Source organism: Neorhizobium lilium, from assembly GCF_004053875.1.
GTDB classification, from domain to species: Bacteria; Pseudomonadota; Alphaproteobacteria; order Rhizobiales; family Rhizobiaceae; genus Neorhizobium; species Neorhizobium lilii.
Window position 1 is genome coordinate 122,874 of sequence record NZ_SBIP01000006.1, and the last position, 20,702, is coordinate 143,575.

Annotated in this window: 23 protein-coding genes and 2 pseudogenes; 16 read left to right on the forward strand and 9 right to left on the reverse strand. The window is 58.0% G+C overall.

Going from position 1 to position 20,702, the window contains the following annotated elements; translation table 11 throughout:
* The first annotated feature begins 105 nt into the window (after positions 1 to 105).
* Complete coding sequence (locus EPK99_RS22875; protein ID WP_128445416.1) at positions 106 to 993, forward strand: LysR family transcriptional regulator; 888 nt, start codon at positions 106 to 108, stop codon at positions 991 to 993.
* On the opposite strand, the gene EPK99_RS22880 is transcribed toward EPK99_RS22875, so the two are convergent.
* Complete coding sequence (locus tag EPK99_RS22880; protein ID WP_128445417.1) at positions 965 to 1,894, reverse strand: LysR family transcriptional regulator; 930 nt, start codon at positions 1,892 to 1,894, stop codon at positions 965 to 967. The two genes, EPK99_RS22875 and EPK99_RS22880, sit on opposite strands and share 29 nt — an antisense overlap.
* A gap of 101 nt (positions 1,895 to 1,995) precedes the next feature.
* On the opposite strand from EPK99_RS22880, the gene EPK99_RS22885 reads away from it, so the two are divergent.
* Positions 1,996 to 3,039: a zinc-dependent alcohol dehydrogenase family protein gene (locus EPK99_RS22885; protein ID WP_128445418.1), complete on the forward strand. Its 1,044-nt coding sequence runs from the start codon at positions 1,996 to 1,998 to the stop codon at positions 3,037 to 3,039.
* 203 nt (positions 3,040 to 3,242) lie between these two features.
* Here the strand turns inward: EPK99_RS22885 and ftrA are convergent, their stop codons facing one another.
* A complete protein-coding gene (gene ftrA, locus EPK99_RS22890) occupies positions 3,243 to 4,232 on the reverse strand; it encodes a transcriptional regulator FtrA (RefSeq protein ID WP_205909134.1) in 990 nt (329 codons plus the stop codon).
* Positions 4,233 to 4,331: 99 nt separating this feature from the next.
* On the opposite strand from ftrA, the gene EPK99_RS22895 reads away from it, so the two are divergent.
* Positions 4,332 to 4,946 carry a glutathione S-transferase gene (locus tag EPK99_RS22895; protein WP_128445420.1) on the forward strand — a complete coding sequence of 205 codons (615 nt, stop codon included), beginning with the start codon at positions 4,332 to 4,334 and terminating at the stop codon, positions 4,944 to 4,946.
* A 41-nt stretch (positions 4,947 to 4,987) separates the two neighbouring features.
* Positions 4,988 to 5,704 carry a glutathione S-transferase N-terminal domain-containing protein gene (locus EPK99_RS22900; RefSeq protein WP_128445421.1) on the forward strand — a complete coding sequence of 239 codons (717 nt, stop codon included), beginning with the start codon at positions 4,988 to 4,990 and terminating at the stop codon, positions 5,702 to 5,704.
* Between the two features lie 51 nt (positions 5,705 to 5,755).
* Here EPK99_RS22900 and EPK99_RS22905 read toward each other — a convergent pair whose 3' ends face one another.
* A complete protein-coding gene (locus tag EPK99_RS22905) occupies positions 5,756 to 6,643 on the reverse strand; it encodes a LysR substrate-binding domain-containing protein (protein WP_128445422.1) in 888 nt (295 codons plus the stop codon).
* A gap of 729 nt (positions 6,644 to 7,372) precedes the next feature.
* Entirely contained in the window at positions 7,373 to 7,846 is a 474-nt protein-coding gene (locus tag EPK99_RS22910) for a MarR family winged helix-turn-helix transcriptional regulator (protein ID WP_128445423.1), read from the reverse strand.
* Between the two features lie 69 nt (positions 7,847 to 7,915).
* On the opposite strand from EPK99_RS22910, the gene EPK99_RS22915 reads away from it, so the two are divergent.
* Positions 7,916 to 8,653: an NAD-dependent epimerase/dehydratase family protein gene (locus tag EPK99_RS22915; RefSeq protein ID WP_128445424.1), complete on the forward strand. Its 738-nt coding sequence runs from the start codon at positions 7,916 to 7,918 to the stop codon at positions 8,651 to 8,653.
* 127 nt (positions 8,654 to 8,780) lie between these two features.
* Positions 8,781 to 9,146, forward strand: coding sequence for a cupin domain-containing protein (locus EPK99_RS22920; protein WP_128445425.1), 366 nt, complete (start codon positions 8,781 to 8,783; stop codon positions 9,144 to 9,146).
* A 270-nt stretch (positions 9,147 to 9,416) separates the two neighbouring features.
* Here the strand turns inward: EPK99_RS22920 and EPK99_RS26005 are convergent, their stop codons facing one another.
* The 3 genes from EPK99_RS26005 to EPK99_RS22930 form a co-directional block, all read right to left on the reverse strand.
* Entirely contained in the window at positions 9,417 to 9,905 is a 489-nt protein-coding gene (locus tag EPK99_RS26005; protein ID WP_342633755.1) for an IS5 family transposase, read from the reverse strand.
* Positions 9,803 to 10,171, reverse strand: coding sequence for a transposase (locus EPK99_RS26010; RefSeq protein WP_342633754.1), 369 nt, complete (start codon positions 10,169 to 10,171; stop codon positions 9,803 to 9,805). Before EPK99_RS26010 ends, EPK99_RS26005 begins: the two co-directional genes overlap by 103 nt.
* A gap of 106 nt (positions 10,172 to 10,277) precedes the next feature.
* Positions 10,278 to 11,039 (reverse strand): AraC family transcriptional regulator, encoded by a 762-nt coding sequence (locus EPK99_RS22930; protein ID WP_128445426.1) that lies wholly within the window; start codon positions 11,037 to 11,039, stop codon positions 10,278 to 10,280.
* 303 nt (positions 11,040 to 11,342) lie between these two features.
* Between EPK99_RS22930 and leuA the strand changes: the two genes are divergently transcribed.
* Positions 11,343 to 13,049 (forward strand): 2-isopropylmalate synthase, encoded by a 1,707-nt coding sequence (gene leuA / locus EPK99_RS22935; protein WP_128445427.1) that lies wholly within the window; start codon positions 11,343 to 11,345, stop codon positions 13,047 to 13,049.
* Positions 13,050 to 13,221: 172 nt separating this feature from the next.
* Here the strand turns inward: leuA and EPK99_RS22940 are convergent, their stop codons facing one another.
* Positions 13,222 to 14,262: a LysR substrate-binding domain-containing protein gene (locus tag EPK99_RS22940; RefSeq protein WP_245582539.1), complete on the reverse strand. Its 1,041-nt coding sequence runs from the start codon at positions 14,260 to 14,262 to the stop codon at positions 13,222 to 13,224.
* Between EPK99_RS22940 and EPK99_RS22945 the strand changes: the two genes are divergently transcribed.
* The 8 genes and pseudogenes from EPK99_RS22945 to EPK99_RS22980 all read left to right on the forward strand — a co-directional run bounded on the left by EPK99_RS22945 (position 14,231) and on the right by EPK99_RS22980 (position 19,377).
* A complete protein-coding gene (locus tag EPK99_RS22945; RefSeq protein ID WP_128445428.1) occupies positions 14,231 to 14,704 on the forward strand; it encodes a DMT family transporter in 474 nt (157 codons plus the stop codon). The genes EPK99_RS22940 and EPK99_RS22945 overlap by 32 nt on opposite strands.
* Positions 14,705 to 14,726: 22 nt before the next feature.
* Positions 14,727 to 15,167: a VOC family protein gene (locus tag EPK99_RS22950; protein ID WP_128445429.1), complete on the forward strand. Its 441-nt coding sequence runs from the start codon at positions 14,727 to 14,729 to the stop codon at positions 15,165 to 15,167.
* Positions 15,168 to 15,192: 25 nt separating this feature from the next.
* A pseudogene (locus EPK99_RS25810) lies at positions 15,193 to 15,580 on the forward strand (hypothetical protein); the annotation flags it as partial.
* A gap of 312 nt (positions 15,581 to 15,892) precedes the next feature.
* Positions 15,893 to 17,287 (forward strand): MATE family efflux transporter, encoded by a 1,395-nt coding sequence (locus tag EPK99_RS22960; protein ID WP_128445430.1) that lies wholly within the window; start codon positions 15,893 to 15,895, stop codon positions 17,285 to 17,287.
* Complete coding sequence (locus tag EPK99_RS25815) at positions 17,284 to 17,706, forward strand: glyoxalase superfamily protein (protein ID WP_128445431.1); 423 nt, start codon at positions 17,284 to 17,286, stop codon at positions 17,704 to 17,706. Before EPK99_RS22960 ends, EPK99_RS25815 begins: the two co-directional genes overlap by 4 nt.
* A gap of 100 nt (positions 17,707 to 17,806) precedes the next feature.
* Positions 17,807 to 18,148 (forward strand): annotated as a pseudogene (locus tag EPK99_RS22970) (isochorismatase family protein); the annotation flags it as partial.
* A gap of 84 nt (positions 18,149 to 18,232) precedes the next feature.
* Positions 18,233 to 18,781 (forward strand): helix-turn-helix domain-containing protein, encoded by a 549-nt coding sequence (locus EPK99_RS22975; RefSeq protein ID WP_245582540.1) that lies wholly within the window; start codon positions 18,233 to 18,235, stop codon positions 18,779 to 18,781.
* Between the two features lie 77 nt (positions 18,782 to 18,858).
* The gene (locus EPK99_RS22980; RefSeq protein ID WP_128445434.1) at positions 18,859 to 19,377 is read left to right on the forward strand and encodes a GNAT family N-acetyltransferase; all 519 of its coding nucleotides are present in this window, start codon (positions 18,859 to 18,861) and stop codon (positions 19,375 to 19,377) included.
* Between the two features lie 148 nt (positions 19,378 to 19,525).
* On the opposite strand, the gene EPK99_RS22985 is transcribed toward EPK99_RS22980, so the two are convergent.
* Positions 19,526 to 20,002: an Lrp/AsnC family transcriptional regulator gene (locus EPK99_RS22985; RefSeq protein WP_128445435.1), complete on the reverse strand. Its 477-nt coding sequence runs from the start codon at positions 20,000 to 20,002 to the stop codon at positions 19,526 to 19,528.
* 105 nt (positions 20,003 to 20,107) lie between these two features.
* Here EPK99_RS22985 and EPK99_RS22990 point away from each other — a divergent pair, with 105 nt between their 5' ends.
* Positions 20,108 to 20,656: an RBBP9/YdeN family alpha/beta hydrolase gene (locus tag EPK99_RS22990; protein WP_128445436.1), complete on the forward strand. Its 549-nt coding sequence runs from the start codon at positions 20,108 to 20,110 to the stop codon at positions 20,654 to 20,656.
* Positions 20,657 to 20,702 lie beyond the last annotated feature (46 nt).

Genomic DNA, 20,702 nt, shown 5'->3' on the forward strand with positions numbered 1-20,702 from the left:
TCGTCTCCTTGGTTGCGGAGACCAAGAAATAGCGAAAGGCCTTTTCCGGAAAAACAGGCTGCCGTTCCAGTGACTACGGAATATAATTCCTATATTCATGAGGGTATGGATAAACTCACCGCGTTCGATGCCTTCGTACAATCGGCTGAAACCGGCAGCTTCGTCGCGGCCGGGCGTAAACTCGGCCTGTCCGCCTCAGCTGTCGGCAAAGCGGTGGTGCGACTTGAACACCGGCTGGACGTAAGCCTGTTCCATCGCAACACACGCAATATGACCCTGACTGAGGAAGGGCGGCTGTTCCTTGAACGCTGCCGCCGCATCTTCGAGGAGGTCGAGGCAGCGGAAGCCGAGCTTGCCCGATCCAATCGAACGCCGAGAGGGCGGCTGCGGGTCAGTCTGCCGCTGGTTGGCATGTTGCTGACACCGGTGATGGCTGATTTCATGCGCGCCTGGCCAGAGGTGCAGCTCGACCTGGATTTCAGCGATCGGCTGGTGGACGTTGTGGAGGAAGGGTTCGATGCGGTCATTCGCACCGGGCAGCCATTGGACAGCCGGTTGATGAGCCGCAACGTCGGACGGTTCCGACTGAAAATCGTCGCCTCACCCGACTATCTGGCGCGATGCGGAGTGCCGGAAACCCCTGACGATCTGGCGCAGCACCAGTGTCTTCACCAACGCTCTCCCAGCACGGGCAAGCTACGACCCTGGCCCTTTGCTCGCGCGGAAAGGCGGGAGAAGGTCGTCCTGCCCGAACGGATGAGCGCGACGGCGGTCGATCCTCTGATCGCGTTGGCGATCGAGGGGCTGGGCATTGCCTGTCTGCCGCCCTTTGCCATCCGTGGCGAGATCGCTGACGGCCGTCTCGTGTCCATTCTGGACGAGTGGGTGGAAGAGACCAATCAGTTCAACGTGCTATGGCCGGCCAGCCGCCAGATCACGCCAAAACTGAGGGCGTTCGTCGATTTCATGGCCGAGCATCTGCAACCGCAATAGGCCTGAACGCCTCGACGAGGGCATCCACCACCACGCGCACTTTAGGAGCCAGATCTCGCGAGCGCGGCCACAGCGCGGTAATTGGGACATCCTCCGCGGGGGTGGCAATCGGCACCACTTCAAGCCGCCCGCTGCGGAGGTCGTCCGTCGCCAGCCAGGTCGACAGATAGGCCAAACCCAGCCCGTTCACGGTCGCATCTCGCAAGGCCTCGCCATGGCTGATCGTATGGCGCGGCTGGATAACGAACGCCCTGACCGTTCCGTCCGGGCCGCAAACCGCCCATGGCAGCGGGCGGCTATCCTTGGCGAAGGCGAGGCAGTCGTGATTGCCGAGTTCGTCGACGGAGGCGGGACGCCCGCGTCTGTCCAGATAGGCCGGAGCAGCGCAGATGATCGACCGTTGCGTACCGATGCGCCGCCCGATCAGGCTGGCATGATCTCCGGGGTCGCCAAGCCGCACCACAAGGTCGATGCCTTCCTCGACGAGATCGACCTGGCGGTCCGTGAATGTGATATCGAAATTTAGATCGGGATTCTTCTCCGCGACTTCCTTCAGCACGGGCATAACGAACAACCGGCCGAACGAGATCGGCAGGTTGATCCGCAGGGTTCCCGATACGACGCGCTTTCGCGAAGCCAGCAGCGTCTCCGCTGCATTGAGTTCTTCCAGGACCTTGAGGCAGCTCTGGTAATAGGCCCGCCCTTCCACCGTCAGGTTCAGGCTGCGCGTGGTGCGGTCCAGCAACCGGATGCCGAGACGCTCTTCGAGGCGAGCAACGCTCTTCCCGGTCGCAGATTTCGACACCCCCATGCGTGCGGCCGCAGCCGTGAAGCTGCCTGTTTCCACCGCATGCACGAAGGCGGAAATGCCCTGAAGGTGGGAATGAATGTTCAGGCTCATTGATTGGAGACCAAATGGAGGAAGTGTTCGCAAAAGACATCGCAGCACAATCGATATGATTGTCAATACGATCTCTGCTCAACGCGAGAAAGGGATCGACCATGAATGAGACAATGAGGCGATGGCATCTGCCGTCATTCGGACTGAAGAACTTGGAATTGGCCGACGCGCCAGTCCCAACGCCGGCTGGCAATGAGTTGCTGATCCGGGTTGCGGCGGTCTCCCTCAACTATCGCGACAAGCTGGTGGTTGAAGGCGAGTTACTACCCGACAGGCCTGCCATGCCGTTCATTCCGGCATCGGACATGGCGGGTGAGATCGTCGCGATCGGCGCGGATGTGTCACGGTTCAAGGTCGGTGACCGGGTACTCGGAAACTTCTGGACGCAATGGATCGATGGCGAGCCGCCACGGGAGATGGCACGGCACGGCCTGTCACTGGGCGGACCGCTTCCGGGCATGCTGGCAGAATATGTGACGCTTAATGAGGATATTGCCGTCAAGGCGCCCGCATCGCTGACGGACGAGGAAGCCTCCACCTTGCCGGTTGCGGCGCTGACGGCATGGTTCGCCCTGATCGAGACGGGTCATTTGAAAGCGGGCCAGACGATTCTGGTGCAGGGCACGGGTGGCGTCGCCCTGTTCGGCCTTCAGTTCGCCAAGGCGTTCGGAGCCCGCGTGATCGTCACCTCGCGGAGCGCGGAGAAACTGGAACGCGCGAAGGCGCTCGGCGCCTTCGGCGTGATCGACACGCGTGCGAACCCGGACTGGTCCGCTGCGGCGCTGGACCTGACCGACGGGCGCGGCGTCGATCATGTGCTCGAACTGATCGGCGGCGACAATATCAGCCAGTCGGCAGCCGCGCTGGCGAGTGGCGGGCGTATCGCCCAGATCGGCTTCATGAAGGGATCGGAGATCGTGCTGTCGGCGGTTCCCATGATGCTGAAACGCGCCGTCATCCAGGGCATCTCGGTTGGCCACAGACGATCGTTTGAGGACATGAACCGCGCCATCGACGAGCACGCCATAAAGCCGGTGATCGACAAGGTCTACGCATTTGAGGATTTGCATGCGGCATTCGATCATCTTGAACGCGGGCCGTTCGGCAAGATTGTGGTTCGGCTCAAGAGTGGAGTTGGAAGCTGATTCTTAATTGCGCCGGCCCGTGTTCGCCAGCAGGTGTGCGGACGGCGCAATGACTTGAAGCAGTGAGTGCTGTTCCAGAAGCTGGCAGGTCACGTCGAAATGCGTGCCGCCTGGATGCTTTGCCTGGCGCTTGGCTGGTCTGGTTCCTGCTTTTGAGACCCTTCCCTCTGGGTCAAGATTTACAGGGGACGTGACGGTGGCCATTAAACCGCGCCACCGTGAAACCTCGACCGGTAAGCGGCCGGCGGCAGCCCGACAATCGCCCGGAACTGGTTGCGGAAATTCGTGGCAGACCCGAACCCCGTGTGACGCGCGATGCTTGCCACGGACAGGGTCGTCTCTTCCAGAAGTTCCCGTGCCTGCGCCACGCGCTCCCCCTGAAGCCATTCACCCGGAGCCATACCGGTCGCGTCGCGCACATGACGCTGAATGCTGCGAACGCTGACACGTGCCTCGCTTGCCATGCGCTCGATCGACCATGTCTCCGAAAGCCTGCCGCGGATCGTATCCAGCAGCGCGGAGAGGTTCGCGCCAGAGACCGGTGGAATGGAGCGTTCGATGAACTGTGCCTGGCCGCCTTCCCGGTGGGCGGCAACGACCAGCCGGCGGGCAACGCTGTTGGCAGCTTTCGCGCCGAAATCCTTCCGCACGACATGGATGCACAGATCGAGCCCGGCAGCACTGCCGGCCGACGTCATGACGTCCCCCTCATCGACATACAGCGCACGGGGTTCCACAGTGATGTCGGGATATTCGGCGGCCAGCTTTGCGACGTGATGCCAGTGCGTCGTCGCTCGTTTTCCCGAAAGCAGTCCCGCTTGCGCCAGGACGAACGCCCCGCCGCAGATCGAGACGATGCGGCGGCCGTTACGGTGCGCCTGCCGAAGCGCTTCGAGAAACGCCTCCGGCGCTCTTGCGCCAGGCCCTCGCCATCCCGGGATGACGATCGAATCGGCTTCGCCAAGCAGTTCCAGCCCCCCGTCGGGGACGAGCGTCAGTCCACCGGCGCCACGAATGGGGCCAGCATCCACGGCTGCCGTTGCACAGCGATACCAGTCCGGTCCGATTTCTGGTCGCGAAAGACCGAAGACCTCGAAGGCACAGCCGAACTCGAAGGTGCACAGGCCATCATAGGCGGCGATCACGACCAAGGGATTCACGTTATTTGGCATGATCCTTACGGTAATGGCGATTATGGTCACTGACAAGAACCTGTTTCGTTTTGTAGGGTTTTGATAGCGGATCTGTATACCGGCCAGACAAATGAAACATCAGACAAGTGGTGAAATGCGATGAGATTGATTGGAATGCTGGATTCGCCTTACGTCCGCCGCGTGGCAATCTCGCTGACGATGCTGGACCTGCCTTTTTCCCATGAGCCACTGTCGGTCTTCAGCACCTTCGATGATTTCGCTGCGATCAATCCGATTGTAAAGGCGCCGTCTCTCGTGACCGAGGACGGTGTCGTGCTGATGGATTCCAGCCTGATCCTCGAACACGCGGAACGCCTGGCTTCCCCAGCACTAAGCCTTGCGCCGGCCGCCCGTCAGGCTCACAGCCAGGCTCAACGAATTATTGGCCTTGCACTGGCCGCCTGCGAGAAAACGGTGCAGATCGTCTATGAGCACAATCTCCGGCCTGAGGAGAAACGCCATCAGCCCTGGCTCGACCGGGTGCATGGCCAGCTTGCCGCCGCCTATCGGCTGCTGGAAGCGGAGTTTCGTCAGGCGGACCCTTGGCTGTTCGGCGACCGTCCGTTGCAGGCGGACGTGACCAGTGCCGTCGCTTTCCGCTTCACCCGCGAGATGCTGCCGGAGGTCATTACCGCAGAAGAGCATCCCGCACTTGTTGCGCTTTCGACGCGGGCCGAAGCCATACCGGAATTCCGCGTCTTCCCCTTCAACTGAAGCTTGTCCGGTTGCGCCGGAGAGATTGGAGACGAGAGACCATGTCCGCACCCATTGAGCTCTATTACTGGCCCACGCCCAACGGATGGAAAATCAGCATCATGCTGGAGGAGCTGGGCATCCCCTACGAGGTCAGGTTCGTGGACATCGGTAAGGGCGAGCAGTTCGAACCGGCTTTCCTCCAGATCTCGCCCAACAACCGCATGCCGGCGATTGTCGATCCGGATGGGCCTGAGGGGAGATCGATCTCTATCTTTGAGTCCGGGGCGATCCTGCAATATCTCGGGCGCAAATTCGGTCGGTTTTATCCAGGCGACGATCGCGCGCGAACCGAGGTCGATCAATGGCTGTTCTGGCAGGTCGGCGGCCTGGGTCCGATGGCCGGTCAAGCGCATCATTTTCATCAGTACGCGCCAGAGCCGATTGCCTATGCGATCGACAGATACACCGCCGAAGTCCGCCGCCTATACGGCGTCATCGACCGCCGGCTTGCCGATCGCGAGTATCTGGGTGGCGCCTATTCCATCGCGGACATTGCATGCGTGGGATGGATCGTTCCGTATGAAAAGCAGGGGCAAAACCTCGCCAATTTCCTGCATCTGAAACGCTGGTTCGACGCTGTCCTCGCCCGCCCGGCTGTCATTCGCGGCATGGCCGTGGGTCGGCAAGAGAGGGAACGAACGGACTTCGCAAAGGATCGAAAGGCGCGAGCGATGCTGTTCGGGGATGGAGACCATCCGCGAGCAGACAGCGAATGATTGGACTGCGTTCCCTCCGCGCGCGGGACTGCCGTGAAGTGTCAACTTTGCTTATCGCGTATCCAGCCTGGCTTTCAACCAGCGTATGAACGCAATCGCGCCCTCAGGAAGTTCGGAAAATCTTCTCGCTACCAGCCAGTATGCTCCGTGCGGGATCGACAGCGCAAAAGGCTGGCAAAGCCTTCCGGTCTTCAGATCATTCTCCGCGAAGAGTTCATCGAGCAACCCCACACCTTCTCCCTGGAGCGCTGCCTGAAGCACAAGACCGCCATCGGTGTAGACCGTGCCCCGCTGAACCGGCGCGTCGGTTCCCGATTGTGAAAACCATCGTTGCCAGAGATCCCGACTTTCCTCATGAAGGAGCGGTAATCGCAATAAATCGACGGGCTGATCCAGGTCTCCGGCCTGTTCCAGGAGAACTGGCGCAAGTACCGGAATGATCCGGACGTCGACCAGATGCTGATTTTCCACTCTGGCCCAGGTCTTTCTGTCTGTACTATGCCGGATGGCGATGGTCGCCTGATTGCTGCGGAATTCGACTAGCCGCGGATCGGCGTCGAGCACCACGTCGATGTCTGGTCTTTCCTTGCGGAAATCCGCAAGGTGTCGCACCAGCCAAGCCGACGCAAAGGAAGGCTCCGAACTAACCACGATGGTCGACGGCCGACTGTCACCGCGAAGTTCGTCCAGAGATCCGCCGATTTCGTCGAAAGCGCGAGTGAGCACCGCAAGCAATTGTTCACCCGCAGGCGTAAGGGAAACGCTGCGATGGTGCCGTTCAAATAATTGGTGCTGCAACAAGCTTTCGAGTTCTCTCACCTGCCGGCTTACGGCCGCCTGCGAGATAAAAAGTTCTTCCGCCGCGAGCGTGAAACTTCGCAGTCGCCCGGCAACCTCAAAACTGCGCAGCGCAGTCAGCGGCAATCTTCCACGCTTCATGGATAACCTCAAGTCATGCGACACCGACTATAAGGTCGTTTGAAAGCTGGCGGCAAGTGGGATCGAATGGTGCAACAAGGAGCCGCCGCCATGCTAAAGGAAATATACGAGGTCATCATGGAAGCTGTCCGTCTCCTGACTTTCCAGCATGAGCAACGTCATGTTCCTAGGGCTCGCGATCATCGCAGACACTGATGGAGCAGTTTTATTGGTCTTGAACGGAATCAAACGTTCGACCTGTTAAGTTGGTCCTGACGGTAAACGATTTATGGAGCCTAGACAGAGGTTACACCGCGTCGAGAAGAGAAGAGTGGCAGATCATGGTTAACGAACCGTAACCGTTCACCGCGAGACGGTCGGTCAGCGGAATATCCACAGGAGACAATAGTGGAAGCGTATATCGCGGCAGGGGTGAGATGCTCACCGTAGACCCGTCGTGGGTTTACCGTCTGGCTATCTCTTGAGAATTGAAACTTGCCTTTCAAAGTCGGCCAGGTCGAAATCGGCATTGCAAGGTGCATGCAACGGGATACAAACGGCCTTCAGTTTCGAGCGCTGTCTGAAAGACCCTATTCTGCCTATGCAGCAATTCCTTTAATTTCGTCCGCCAGGTGATCGGCGTGCTCGCTGGAGCTCCTCATCGCTGATCTCGGTCACAAAAGCCGCAATGGCGAGGCTTTCAAGAAAGTATCGGTCAAAAGGCAGTTTTTCTTTGATCTATATTACAGGTTAGGTGGCGTTTATTGTTGCTATGGTGACCAATGAGCGGCGCAGTGCATCCACATCGCTATCACTGATATTCTGAGCGAGTTCTTGCTCAACCGCGTGAACGCGTGAGCGGCAGGTTTGAAGCAGGCGTTGTCCGGCTGGCGTCAAGTTGATCTGGAGGATACGACCATGCACCTCATGGGCCTTGCGCTCGATATGGCCGGCACGTTCCAGGTTGGCGATGATCACGCTCGTGGTTTGAGGCGTCAGTAGCGCGACGCGCGCAATGTCGGCATTTGATTGGCCGGGGTACGCGTTCAACATTGTCATCACCGAGAACTGTGGCGGCGTAACGTTGAGATCGGAGAGCGAACGGTCGAGCCGGAGCCGGTAGGCCGCCGCCGCCTGACGCAGAAGGTACCCAATATATCCCTCCTCGCCTCGCTTTCCTTCCCCCGATTTCGGAAGCATCGTTGACTCGTCGCTTGCATTCATTGTCAGTACTCTGATATGTTGTCAGAGCTATGATACCAAGTTGCGCATGATAAGAAAAGAGACTGCCGCATGACAAAAACGATCTTTCTAGCCGGTGCATCCGGCGCAGTAGGCCGTCGCCTCGTACCCATGCTTCGCTTAGAGGGATGGCGGGTGGTTGGGCTGACGCGGAGCCCCGCCAAATGCGAGGCACTGGCCGCGATGGGTGCCGAGCCTGTCGTCGCTGACATCTTCGATGCCACCGAGCTTCGCAGGGTTGTTTCCAATATAAAGCCGACTGTCATCATTCACCAACTCACCGACCTTCCTCCTGGTCTCGATCCCGCACGGATGGAGGAAGCGACGGTCCGCAACGCCCGCATACGCGAGGAGGGTACACGCAACCTCGTTGCCGCCGCGATAGTCGGTGGCGCTTCACGGATCGTCGCGCAGAGCGTCGCTTTCGCCTACGCCGACGGCCCCCTGCCGCACTTCGAAGAGGCCACCCTTGCTATCCAGGCACCAGGGCGTGCGGGAGTTTCGGCACGCGGTGTCGCGAGCCTGGAGAGTCAGGTTCTCGGCGGCCCCCTCGACGGTGTGGTCCTCCGCTATGGGCGGCTCTACGGACCCGGAACGGGGTTCGAGACTGCGGCTGGCGCAGCGCCAGTCCATGTCGATGCGGCCGCCTATGCGGCAGTTCTCACCGCTGAGCGGGGAGCGCACGGCGCATATAACATCGCGGAGGACGACGGTCAGGTTTCGAGCGAAAAAGCGAAACGCGAGCTAGGCTGGTCGCCCGCCTGGCGCCTTGCACTGACAAGGGAGTAAACTCAATGGTTCGCTTCAGCATGCGCGTCCCCTATCGCATAGCTCCGACCTATAAAGCCCTCGCGCTCCTTGTGCTCGCAGTCCTGGTTTACATGCCGCTTCACCCTGGTTAGCGGAGCCCATTCGGATGAGTGGACACGCAGGTGCCGAACCGTCTGTTCGTCCTGCGACCATAGTGACACCTATTGCTTGCACTCCGCTGCCCGACATTGCCGGGAAGTCCATCACCACAGCAGTCGTTCATTTTCCGCCGAACGCCTATACGCCGAAGCATCGCCATCCCGGTTCGGTGACGGCCTACGTTCTCAGCGGGACCATCCAATCTCAAATCGCTGGCGAAAGCGCTGAGACCTATTCGGCAGGCCAAACGTGGTTCGAGCCAACCGGGGCAGTCCATAGCTTCGCGCACAACATCAGTTTCACTGAGGATGCCGATCTGCTCGCCATCTTCGTCGCCGATACCAACTGCGGGCCTTTGACAATCTTCGATTAGCTCGTATGTCGGTCGCTCGGTCTCGCTGAAACGAGGGCGGCTCAATGGGCGGCAACCTCAATGTCATCAGCGCTCTTGGCCATATCAATGGCCATAGCGGGCTAGAAAACTGGACAAAAGGGCTCAAACTGCCGAGAAATTTCGCAGCCTGAACATTCGCCTTCGATGCTCTTGCTACACTCATGTGAAAAATCGACGATCTCACTTCTCCAGTCTTCTATTTTTCTATTGAACGGCTTGTTTCGCAGCCTAGGCTCAGGACTCGTTAAATCAGAGCCAGAAAATGACGGCTGCTGCGATGCATATGCTTGAGAAGAATGTGTGGGCGCAGCGGTCGTACCGGGTGTGAATTCGTCGCCAGTCCTTGAGTCTGCCGAACATGTTTTCGATCTTGTGGCGTTTTTTGTAGAGCACCGGATCATACGGGATAGCGACCTTGCGGTTTGCTCGAGATGGAATGCAGGCGGCGATCTTGCGGGCAGCAAAGGCGTCTCGAAACCAGTCTGCATCATAGCCCTTGTCGGCCAGCAGGGTCTTGGCCTTGGGAAAGGCGTTGATCATCTTCGCCGCTCCCTTGTAGTCGCTCATCTGCCCTTCGCTCAAAAGCAGGATGAGAGGACGGCCATGGCCATCACAGACGGCATGCAGCTTGGAATTCAGGCCGCCTTTGGTCCGTCCGATACGTCTGGGAACATCCCCTTTTTTAGCAGGCTGGCTGCCGTGCGGTGGGCTTTCAAATGGGTGGCGTCGATCATCAATTGCTCGGGCTTGCCCCGTTTTGCGGTCAGTTCTGCTAAAATCCGGTTGAATACGCCGAGCCTGCTCCAGCGGATGAAGCGATTGTAGATCGTCTTGTGCGGACCATATTCCCTTGGCGCGTCCCGCCATCTCAATCCGTTGCGCAGGACAAAGATGATGCCACTCAGGATCAGCCGATCATCAACCCGCGGAACGCCGTGGGATAGCGGAAAGTATGGCTCGATCCGGCGCATCTGCGCCTCCGATAACAACAGCAAATCACCCATCGCGGCTACTCCGTTCGACCCCAGTGAATCAAACGAAGCAAGCCATCGCAAGCCATTTAATAGGTCCTGAGCCTAGGGAACCAGACGATGGTGAGCGCTTTATTTCTCACCCAGCGCCACTATCGTTGAAGTATCCGCTCGGCACCCTGCCAAGCGAGCGCCGAAACATCGCAGAAAAGGCGCTTGGGCTATCATAACCGCATTCGTTCGCGACATCGATGATGTTGCAACCTTGGGCAAGGAGCCGCAGCGCCTTCAGAAGGCGTGCCTGTTGCTGCCAACGCCCCAATCCAAGTCCAGTCTCGCCTGCGAACCGCCGCATGAGGCTAGCCCGGCTCATGCCGGTCTTCGAAGCGGCCGTCTCAATCGAGATGGATATCGACGGATTTAACCTGATCCTGTCGCAGAGCTCCACTAACCTTTGGTCTTTTGGCATGGTAAGGCTGAATGCAGCTATCGGTGTAAAAACGATCTCCATCATCAAAAGCTGCAAGATTACGTCGATCCGTTCCCGATGATATTGCCTTGTCTCGGCAAGGTCTGCGAGCCTGACGATCAGTTCCCGCAGCAAAGGCGAAACTTGAACGACCATGCAATGCGCAGGGAGATCCCCGACGCAGCTTGAGTTAATCAGCAAAGCGCGAAATTCCACGTCTCCGTGGCTTCGAGTGACATGATTGACCAGAGGGGGCACCCATATAGCGCGGCTCGGCGGCACAACCCAAAGCCCTAACTCCGTGATGACTTCAACAACGCCGCTGACGGCATAGATGAGTTGCGCTTGCGGATGACTGTGCTGGCCACTGGCAAAATTCTTCTCTTTTTGGGTGATGACTGAGACATTTTCCGTGACGGACTGAACGCGCATAATTTGAGCTTTTCGCGACGACTATTGAGGTTTATGCGAGAGATTATCTCTAACAAGGATGTTATCAACCCGTCAATATCCTCAACCGATCGAGCAACCGTGTCTTCGTCCGAACCCATACCGTTTAAAATAGCAGGTTCGGCTGCACAACGACGAGCGGCTGAGTGCTGCCCTCTACACCCTGTCTTGGCACATAAAGACCTTCCAGGCTTCGCACTGCGACTTATCAGCGGTCACCGGATCTGACGGCAATCCTGTGACCGTAGCGCGCTGTACAACCTCCCGCCAACTGGAAGAAAATCCGTGCTGAAGAACCCCGAAAATAAATATCGTCCGTTCATATCGCCTATTGAGATCGCTGACCGGACTTGGCCCAACAAACGGTTGACGAGCGCTCCCCGGTGGCTTTCGACCGATCTGCGTGATGGCAATCAAGCGCTCGCCGACCCGATGACCGTCGAGCGCAAGCTGCGCTTTTACGACATGCTGTTGAAGGTCGGCTTCAAGGAGATCGAAGTCGCCTTTCCTTCAGCGTCACAGACAGAGTTCGACTTCGTTCGCAAGCTCATCGAGGGAGGATTGATCCCCGATGATGTGTGCATCCAGGTCCTGACGCAGTCGCGCTCCGACCTAATTGCCCGTACCTTCGAGTCCCTTGCCGGTACTCGCCAGGCCATCGTCCACCTCTATAACGCCACCGCGCCATTGTTCCGCCGCGTCGTCTTCAGGATGGAAAGGCACGAGATCGTTCAACTCGCGATATCCGGGGTAACAGCCATGCTGGAAGAGAGCCTCAGACGTCCCGAGACCGACTGGACCTTCGAATACTCGCCGGAGACGTTTTGCTTCACCGAACCGGACTTCGCGCTGGAAATATGCGAGCGTGTTCTCGACGTCTGGCGCCCGACGCCGGAAAGGCCCGCGATCCTTAACCTTCCGGCAACGGTCGAGGTAGCGATGCCAAACGTCTACGCTGATCAAATCGAATGGTTCTGCCGCAACATCTCGCGGCGGGATTCCGTCGTCATCAGCGTACATCCGCACAACGATCGCGGAACAGCCGTGGCCGCAGCCGAGCAGTCATTGCTCGCCGGAGCCGATCGAGTCGAAGGTTGTCTGTTTGGGAATGGCGAGAGAACCGGCAATGTCGATCTCGTTACGCTTGCTCTCAATCTGTATACGCAGGGAATTGATCCCGGTCTCCATTTCCCGGCTGTTCGCGACGTCGTCGATCTGGTGGAAGAATGCAACGGCTTGCCGGTCCATCCGCGTCATCCCTATGCGGGAGCACTGGTCCATACCGCATTCTCCGGCTCCCATCAGGATGCCATTCGCAAGGGTTTCGCTGCACACGAGCGACGCAATGACGGAATTTGGGAAATGCCATACCTGCCGATCGACCCGGCCGACATCGGCGAAGGCTACGAGGCCGTCATCCGGGTCAACAGTCAGTCCGGCAAGGGCGGCTTGGCGTGGGTGCTCGAACAGGACAAGGGTCTCAAGCTGCCGCGGGCGTTTCAGGTGGATTTCAGCCGCCGTGTCCAGGCGGTCGCGGACGGACTGGGCCAAGAGCTGACAGCAGCCGATATCTGGAGCGAATTTTGCAAGGCATATTCTATCGGAGATACACAGGCGTTCGAACTCATTGAGTTCCGGGAGAACGGTCCGCGCAAATCAGTATCCGAGCGTGTTTTTTCGGGCCGGGTGCTGCACGCGGGGACCGAGGTCTCCGTTATCGGGCGAGGCAATGGTCTCATTTCCGCGGCGGTGGCCGCGATTGCCGAGCGATTTGGCATCGAGATCGAAGTGGTCGAGTATCACGAGCATGCGCTGAGACAGGGCACAGACGCGATGGCCGCCGCTTACATTCAGTGCACGGATCCAAACGGCTCGCCCGTCTTCGGTGTAGGGTTGGACACGGATGTCGCAACAGCATCTGTAAAGGCGGTCTTGAGCGCAGCGAATGCTGTCCATCAGGCGTCGATGCGCCCGCGCATTGAAAGGATCTGACGATCCTGTTTATTCGGAACTCTGGCGTCGGTGTCGAAAGCTTCCGCCGAGTTCGCAATGATACGCTGATAAATTCAGCGTATCACCTCCCATAAAGTTAGAAAATTTAGTACCGTTGGAAACACCAATCTCCAACTGGATACTACGTCATCGCGAGAGACTTTCCTGAACGTCAGCGCGACGGCACCGAGGGTTGCGCCGAAGCAACGACGAACGCCCTTAGCCAACGAAGTGCCGGATCGCTTCGCCGTCTTTGGTGAGAAATCTGGCTAAACGGAATAGTCGGAAACCGGATCGGCGGTGGTAGGACCAATAGCCCATCGTCATCCCGGATGGACGTAAGACTGCCTGCTGCCACCGTCAAAATCAGGTCAGTGCCGCGAATGGTCTTTGGAGCGACACCCCAGTGGGGAAGGACGACGGCAACGCGTCGCGTATGCCCTGCTGCATGAATAGCTTCATCGACTTCCGTTGATGCCTCACCATGAACGGCAACGAGGGCATGCGGGCGGGCCAGATAAAGTTCCAAGTCTATTGTCTCTGCCAACGGCGCAAGTGAAGCCCGATCGATCAAGCATGCATAGGTATCGCAATGCAAAAGTTCGGACAGTATCTGTTCAGGTAATTGGGGAAATACGCCGAGCGCAAGATCGACATCCCCATCCATGATGCTGGCGATCATTCCCTCGCGGCTCAACTGTGTAACAACAATATCAATATTTGGAGCCGAGCGCCGCAGTCCCGCCACCAGATTTGGCAAGACGATCCCTGCGCCATAATCAGACATTGCAAGCTTGAAGGTGTGACGCGCGCGGTCCGGCTCGAAGCCATCCGGACGCAGAACAATTTGGATTTGCGCCATTGCGTCGGCGAGAGGCCTCGCCAATTCCAGGGCCCGCAAAGTCGGCACCAGAGTGCCTCCTTGGCGTGTAAACAGCGGATCGTCCAGCCGCGCGCGCAGTCGGGCAAGGGCGTGGCTAACAGCCGGCTGGCTCATGTTTAAGCGTATCGCCGTTCGCGACACGTGCCTTTCGATAAGCAGTGCATGGAGAACCACCAACAGGTTGAGATCGACACCACGTAGATTATTCATGGTGTGCATAATATGCGCGAAAATCTGAATTTTCAAACAGTGATGCGAATATGCATAAAGGAGACCGAAGCTGACGAAAGGTCTTCCCATGCAATCCCTTATCTTTTTCGCCGCGCTCATGGCCGGCGCCCTTGTGCCTCTGCAGGCGGGTGCGAATGCAGCCCTTGGTCGTGCCTTGGGCCACCCTCTCTGGGCTACGATGATATCTCTGGCGGTGAGCGCCATTTCGGTCGTGCCCGTAATGTTGGCGCTACGTGTGCCTGGCCTCTCCGTCGCCGGTCTTGCAGATCAGCCCAGATGGATCTGGATCGGCGGAGTGATCGGCGTGATATACATTTCGGCCGCCCTCATCCTGGCGCCAAAGCTCGGTGCAGCAAGCTTCATGACGGCGGTTATCGCAGGACAAATTCTGGCATCGCTAGCGATCGACTATTTCGGACTGGTGGGATTTTCAGCCCTGCCGCTCACCATATCTCGCCTCGCGGGAGCTGCAATCGTCGTCGTGGGCGTGCTTGTCATGCAAGCGCCTGTCCTCTGGCGCCTCGTTCAATCTGCCCCCTGAATCCCAAACAAGGAGAATTACGATGAGTGATCCCATGCAATCGACTGAACCCAAATACACGCTCGGCGCAAACGCCGTCCCCGCCCAGATACGTATCGCAAGACCAACGGACAGGCTTGACGATGTCCTCGAGTTCTATCGGGACGGACTTGGACTGCCCGAACTGGCGCGCTTTCAAGCGCATGCCGACTATGACGGCGTCATGCTCGGTCTACCCGGAAAAAACGTACATCTTGAATTTACCCAGCATCAGGCCGGCAGTCCGTGCCCCGCGCCCAGTCTCGATAACTTGATTGTCATCTACATAACGGACGATGAAGCGTATCATGGTCTCATCGCCCGTATGCAGCGTAAGGGTCATACCCCGGTCGAACCAGAAAATCCCTACTGGGCTGGTCGTAGCTTTACATATTCAGACCCTGACGGCTGGCGTGTTGTCATCTGCCGGGAGACGGGGATATGAATAAGATATATGCCGACTTCGCACGGAAAACATCGATTTCGCGGCGCGCGACTGGCACGGCGCCTGCGACGTATTTCACCCACATGCGGCCAACCGTTCGAAAGTGACCCAGTGGGTCAGGCGCGTCCATCGCGACCCCTTCGAACCAATCATGGTGATTCCCGAGGCGGACAGCCCTCTGACGGAATATCGCAAGTGACAGATGAGGTACTGAAAGTTATTCGAGACGAAAACCACTATCTCCGGCCGGCGGCGGCAGCCATTCGATCAATCCTACTGCTGCGCCTCGGCCTGCACCTTGAGCTCCGATAGGAAACTTTCGTCAGCTTCGGGTGTGCCCACGCGGCCATTTCCCGACATCAGAACGACGGCTGGAAGGCCCGAAATGCGGCGAGTTGCGCTGGGGCGATCGAGGGAGCCGGTCGGACAAATAGCTGATCCACATCGTCCACGGCAAACACGGAAACAATCTCCGCATCTGCCGTGGACGTCCGTCGACTTCGCCTTGATGGTACTCGCACCAGAAACCCTTAAGATGAGCATGCTCCTCTTGACAACATTTGGCTTTAGTGGTTTTTCGCGGGAAGGTTCCGAGCACCTGCCGCCTGCAGACGCAAGTCACGGTGAAGCACGGTATATACAGATCGTCCTCACCCTCGAAGCATTTCGTCGGTGGCAATGCAGGCTCCCATCCCACATGAAATGCCTCTTTGGAGGAGTGAGTGATGTCTTTACGACCATCGCCCGAAAACCGTTTTTTGACTGCCTCTCCAGGCAGGATTTTTGCTGCAACCGCACTGCCTATGATCGCCATCATGGTGATGAACGGAATGCTGGGTATCATCGACGCATTATTTCTGGGGCATTTCGTCGGTGCGGACGCCATGGCGGCCGTCGGCATGGCCTTTCCGGTCCTGATGCTGACAATCGCGCTTTCGACACTTGTCAGCGGTGGAATGTCAAGTCTGCTGGCTCGGCAGCTTGGTGCAAACGAAAGCAATGCCGCCTACGCGACCTTCGCCGGTGCTCATGGACTTGCGCTGACGATCGCCTCACTGCTGATCGTCATCTTCTGTGCGGGCGGCTGGGGTTTCGCCCTGCACATCGCTGGCTCCGATGGTCCTGTTGCCGAAATGGTCTGGGTCTTCCTGGCAATCACCATATTCGGTACCCCGATACAATTTCTGCTGGGTGTTCATGCCGATGCCTGGAGAAACGAAGGACAGGCGGGGGTGATGGCGCTCATGTCGGTTGGGGTCACGCTCATCAACATTCTGCTGAACTACATTCTGGTCGTGGTGCTAGAGTTGGGCGTCGCGGGATCGGCCACGGGTACCGTACTGGCACAGGCGCTTGGACTGGTGCTTCTGGCGGTGTTACGCCCGTTCCCTGGGGGCATGATGCCGCTCGACAGCCTCTTGCGGAACCGCTGGACCGGCAGTTGGAGGCGTATTGTTGCGCTGGGCGCACCCGTCAGTCTGGGCTTTATCGGTATGGCGCTTTCGTCCGCCAGCGTGGTTCTCGCCATACGTCTTGCAGGTAGCACCGATTACGCCACGACCATTGCCGCCTACGGCATCGTGACACGCATTTTCGGCTTTGCTTTCCTGCCAATCATGGCTGTCGCGATGGCGATGCAGAGCATCGTTGGCAACAATGTCGGTGCGCGTCTCTACACTCGGTCGGATGCGGTCCTGCAGATTGCCGCAGCGACAGCACTGCTTTACTGTCTTGCTGTCGAGGTTTTGCTGTTCAGCGAGGGCACGGTCATCGGAGCAGCCTTTGTCGCTGATCCACATGTGAGCGGCGAGGTGGGTCGCATGCTTCGTCCCATGGCTGCGGTCTATCTTTTCTCTGGGCCAGCTCTCGTGCTTGGCCTTTATTTTCAGGCCATCGGTCAACCCGCCCGCGCGGCTCTTCTGACCATGATCAAACCTTTTGTGCTCCTGCCTGTCCTCGTCGTAGCGACTGCGGCAATGCTGGGTGCGGACGCAATCTGGTTCGCCTTTCCGCTAGCCGACGGCGTGGCTGCAATCATCGCAACTTTGGTACTGGCCGCCGCCCTGAAGGCGCGGGGAAACGCGGGTATCGGGATCAAGGCCGTGGGGAACCTGTCATGACACTCAGAAACACTGCAGAAGCCAAGGCGCACGCAAAATCTCTCAGGAGCGCACTTGCCGCAGACGGTACAGTGTTGGGCCATGCCCAGGCACTAGAGCTGGTCGCTCGGCAGAACGGGGCGCGCGATTGGAACACGTTGTCCGCCCGCCTTGCCCAGACTGCTCCCCTTCCGTTCCATTTGCACCAAAGGGTGCAGGGACGGTATCTTGGGCAACCCTTCAAGGGCCAAATCACCGCGTTGTCATCCGTGGGCACATACTGTTCCGTGACTGTCCGTTTCGATGAGCCGGTGGACACGGTTACCTTCGACAGCTTTTCCAACATGCGCCGAGTTGTCAGAGGCGTGGTTGATATCGACGGAAGTTCCGTCCGCAGGACATCAAACGGCACACCGCATCTGACTTTAAGCGCATCATGAGCTTCAGTTAGTTGAGCGTCTCGTCCGACCTTTTGCGGTCGCCAATGACCACCTGCGGCCGAATAGCTAAAACTGGACGACGGAGCAGCAGGAGGCACGCGACAACGAGCTCGTGGGAGAGCTGAAAGCTCTGGTGCGTCCTGGCGATAACGAATTCAACGAGCGCGCACTTCAGACGGCGTTCATCGGAACCCAGCTTCCGCTTGAACTATCGCGCAAGAAGGTCGAAGTCATCGTCCTGACGGGCATCCATCTCGACTGGTGCATCGAAGGCAATGCACGGCTAGCCCGCGACAACGGGTATCTTCCCATCGTGATCGGCGACGCCTGCGGTTGCCAAAAGCCGGAACAGGAAAAGGCGGCAATGGAGCGCATCAACAATTTCTTCGCGCCCGTCATTTCGTCAGAGACTTTTGTCAAGCTGCTCAAGCAGTCCTCTTGATCCAGCTAGGGGCGTCGTTGAGAAGCGACGTCGCTTGAAAGTCAAATCCGCGTCTACTATCGTAGCACGATGAGCATAGATAATATGGACAAGCGGATTGGAGCGCGTATCCGGACCGAGCGCGAAAGTCGGGGTTGGTCCCTGAGTGACCTCGCAGCCAAGGCGTCAGTTTCTCGCGCCATGGTCTATAAGGTCGAGCGAGGCGAGAGCAGCCCCACTGCAAACATGCTCGCCAAGCTGTCTGGCGCTTTCGGCTTGAGCATGTCCACGCTGATGGCGCGAGCGGAGATACAGCAGGGTCGGCTCCTCAGGAAGGCTGACCAGCCCGTCTGGGCCGATCCTGAAACGGGATATCTCCGCCGCCACGTTTCACCGCGCTCGGACATGCCGCTGGATCTTATCAACGTCACTCTTCCCGCTGGCAAGGAGGTGCCCATGCCAGCCTCAGCCTATGCGTTCCTCCGCCAGCTCGTATGGGTCCTGTCTGGAGAGCTCGTGTTTGTAGAAGGCCAAACGCAGCACGAAATGAAGGAAGGTGATTGCCTGGAACTCGGTCCACCAACCGATTGCGTGTTCAAGAACGCAAGCGAGCGGGAGTGCGTGTATGCAGTGGCGGCATTGACCGTGGGTTGACTTCGGCGAAATGCGTTGCGCCAACATGTTTAATATAGTAGACATAAACCTATCATATTAGACAAAAGGAAGCGACCATGGACATCCGTGACGGCATCGAAGCAGATATTCCCGGCATCACCGACATCTACAACCATGCAGTCGCAAACACGACAGCAATCTGGAACGACGCCGAAGTCGATACGGCTAACAGACATAGCTGGCTGGCCGATCGAGCCAGGCTCGGCTATCCAGTCCTAGTGGCTATCGGCGAGGACGGTCAGGTCGTCGGCTACGCGTCCTTCGGCGACTGGCGAGCCTTCGATGGCTACAGATATACCGTCGAACATTCCGTCTATGTAAGGGTGGACCAGCGCGGCAAAGGCACCGGAGTGAAACTCATGGAGGCCCTCGTTGAACGCGCGCGAGCGATCGGTAAGCACGTTATGGTCGCCGGGATTGAAGCTGAGAACCTCGGCTCCGTGCGCCTGCATGAAAAGCTCGGCTTCGAGCAGGTCGGTCATCTCAAGCAGGTCGGCACCAAATTCGGCAAATGGCTTGACCTCGTGTTCATGCAGCTGACGCTCAACCCCGGCGGCTCCCCTGAGCAGCGGTGAGGAACATGCTTTCCGCTGTATTCGCGACGATCTCAGCAGCGGACGCTCGGTAGTTGGCTTGATGCCCCTTCAGTCGCAAATCTCCTGATTTTGCAGCGCTGCAAAAGTCGGGCTAAAATATCGACCAATCGCCGGGAGATTTGCGAAATCAACCCTTCTTTATGAGTTCACGTCCAATACGCTTCGCGGGCTCGCTGCGCAGAACGATTGCTGTGGTGACCGAACCATAGCGTGCAACAGCATCGACAATGCTTTCCAGCTCGGCTGGTGAGGGCACGACCACTTTCAGGTGGAAGCAGTCCTCTCCAGTCAGTCTTAAGACCTCGATGATCTGCGGCATCTCCGAAAACTGCTTCAGGCATGTTTTGATGTATTCATGCGTGGTGCGCAGGCGGATGATCGCCATCATTCCAAGCCCTATCGAGGCAGGATCGATGACAGCTCTGTAGCCAGTGATGATACCACGTTCTTCAAGCCGCTTCAGACGTTCCGACGTTGCCGGCTGAGAAAGGCCGACCCTTCTTCCAAGTTCGGAAACGCTGATGCGTCCGTCGTCCTGCAAGGCTTCGATCATGGAAATATCCGTTGGATCAAGTTCGGGACGCAAATCGAGATATTTCGCCATTGACCTTGAATCCATCGGTTTGTGGGGCTCTTTCCCGATGAATGCTTATTTTTCTGTGTCTCGTAAATATCCATAACGACAGGAGACGTAACGAAGAGGCAAAACATGACTGAAATCATTCATCTGCCCGGCATCGGCAATTCCGGCAAGTCTCATTGGCAGACCCTTTGGGAGAATGCCAATCCCGCCATACGTCGTTTCGCGCCGACGAGTTGGGGTGAGCCTGATCTTTCCGACTGGGTCGCGGCGCTAGAGGAAGCCGTGCGCGCCGCACAAACGCCGCCCATTCTGGTGGCGCATAGCCTGGCCTGCCTGCTTGTCGCACATTGGGATCAAGTTTCTGATCTGCCAATTAGGGGAGCGATGTTGGTGGCTGTGCCTGATCCGTCTTCTCAGGCTTTTCCCCCACAGGCGGCGAGCTTTGCAGATACGCCGCAACGGAAATTCCGATTTCCTTCTCTCATCGTAGCAAGTTCCGATGATCCCTATGGTTCACTGCCTTATGTCCAGAAGCGAGCCGAGCAATGGGGTTGCGATTTAAAGGTCATCGGCGCGGCTGGCCACATCAACGGCCAAAGCGAACTCGGCGACTGGCCAGAGGGCTTGGCTATTCTGAAAGACTTCGTGAGCTCATCCAGACGCCGATCGGATTGAAAGAACTGACGTGACGGAGAAGCCTTGGATGCTGTCTCGGAAATTC

Coding starts and splice junctions, on each gene's coding strand:
- EPK99_RS22940 (WP_245582539.1), bottom strand. CDS start 14,262: ATGAGCGCGGCGAAAAAGATAAGGGATTGCATGGGAAGACCTTTCGTC.
- EPK99_RS22915 (WP_128445424.1), top strand. CDS start 7,916: ATGACAAAAACGATCTTTCTAGCCGGTGCATCCGGCGCAGTAGGCCGT.
- EPK99_RS22945 (WP_128445428.1), top strand. CDS start 14,231: ATGCAATCCCTTATCTTTTTCGCCGCGCTCATGGCCGGCGCCCTTGTG.
- EPK99_RS22990 (WP_128445436.1), top strand. CDS start 20,108: ATGACTGAAATCATTCATCTGCCCGGCATCGGCAATTCCGGCAAGTCT.
- EPK99_RS22980 (WP_128445434.1), top strand. CDS start 18,859: ATGGACATCCGTGACGGCATCGAAGCAGATATTCCCGGCATCACCGAC.
- EPK99_RS22885 (WP_128445418.1), top strand. CDS start 1,996: ATGAATGAGACAATGAGGCGATGGCATCTGCCGTCATTCGGACTGAAG.
- EPK99_RS22975 (WP_245582540.1), top strand. CDS start 18,233: ATGGACAAGCGGATTGGAGCGCGTATCCGGACCGAGCGCGAAAGTCGG.
- EPK99_RS22930 (WP_128445426.1), bottom strand. CDS start 11,039: ATGCGCGTTCAGTCCGTCACGGAAAATGTCTCAGTCATCACCCAAAAA.
- EPK99_RS22895 (WP_128445420.1), top strand. CDS start 4,332: ATGAGATTGATTGGAATGCTGGATTCGCCTTACGTCCGCCGCGTGGCA.
- EPK99_RS22910 (WP_128445423.1), bottom strand. CDS start 7,846: ATGAATGCAAGCGACGAGTCAACGATGCTTCCGAAATCGGGGGAAGGA.
- EPK99_RS22950 (WP_128445429.1), top strand. CDS start 14,727: ATGAGTGATCCCATGCAATCGACTGAACCCAAATACACGCTCGGCGCA.
- EPK99_RS22920 (WP_128445425.1), top strand. CDS start 8,781: ATGAGTGGACACGCAGGTGCCGAACCGTCTGTTCGTCCTGCGACCATA.
- EPK99_RS22905 (WP_128445422.1), bottom strand. CDS start 6,643: ATGAAGCGTGGAAGATTGCCGCTGACTGCGCTGCGCAGTTTTGAGGTT.
- EPK99_RS22880 (WP_128445417.1), bottom strand. CDS start 1,894: ATGAGCCTGAACATTCATTCCCACCTTCAGGGCATTTCCGCCTTCGTG.
- EPK99_RS22875 (WP_128445416.1), top strand. CDS start 106: ATGGATAAACTCACCGCGTTCGATGCCTTCGTACAATCGGCTGAAACC.
- EPK99_RS26010 (WP_342633754.1), bottom strand. CDS start 10,171: ATGGGTGATTTGCTGTTGTTATCGGAGGCGCAGATGCGCCGGATCGAG.
- EPK99_RS22985 (WP_128445435.1), bottom strand. CDS start 20,002: ATGGCGAAATATCTCGATTTGCGTCCCGAACTTGATCCAACGGATATT.
- EPK99_RS22900 (WP_128445421.1), top strand. CDS start 4,988: ATGTCCGCACCCATTGAGCTCTATTACTGGCCCACGCCCAACGGATGG.
- EPK99_RS25815 (WP_128445431.1), top strand. CDS start 17,284: ATGACACTCAGAAACACTGCAGAAGCCAAGGCGCACGCAAAATCTCTC.
- EPK99_RS22960 (WP_128445430.1), top strand. CDS start 15,893: ATGTCTTTACGACCATCGCCCGAAAACCGTTTTTTGACTGCCTCTCCA.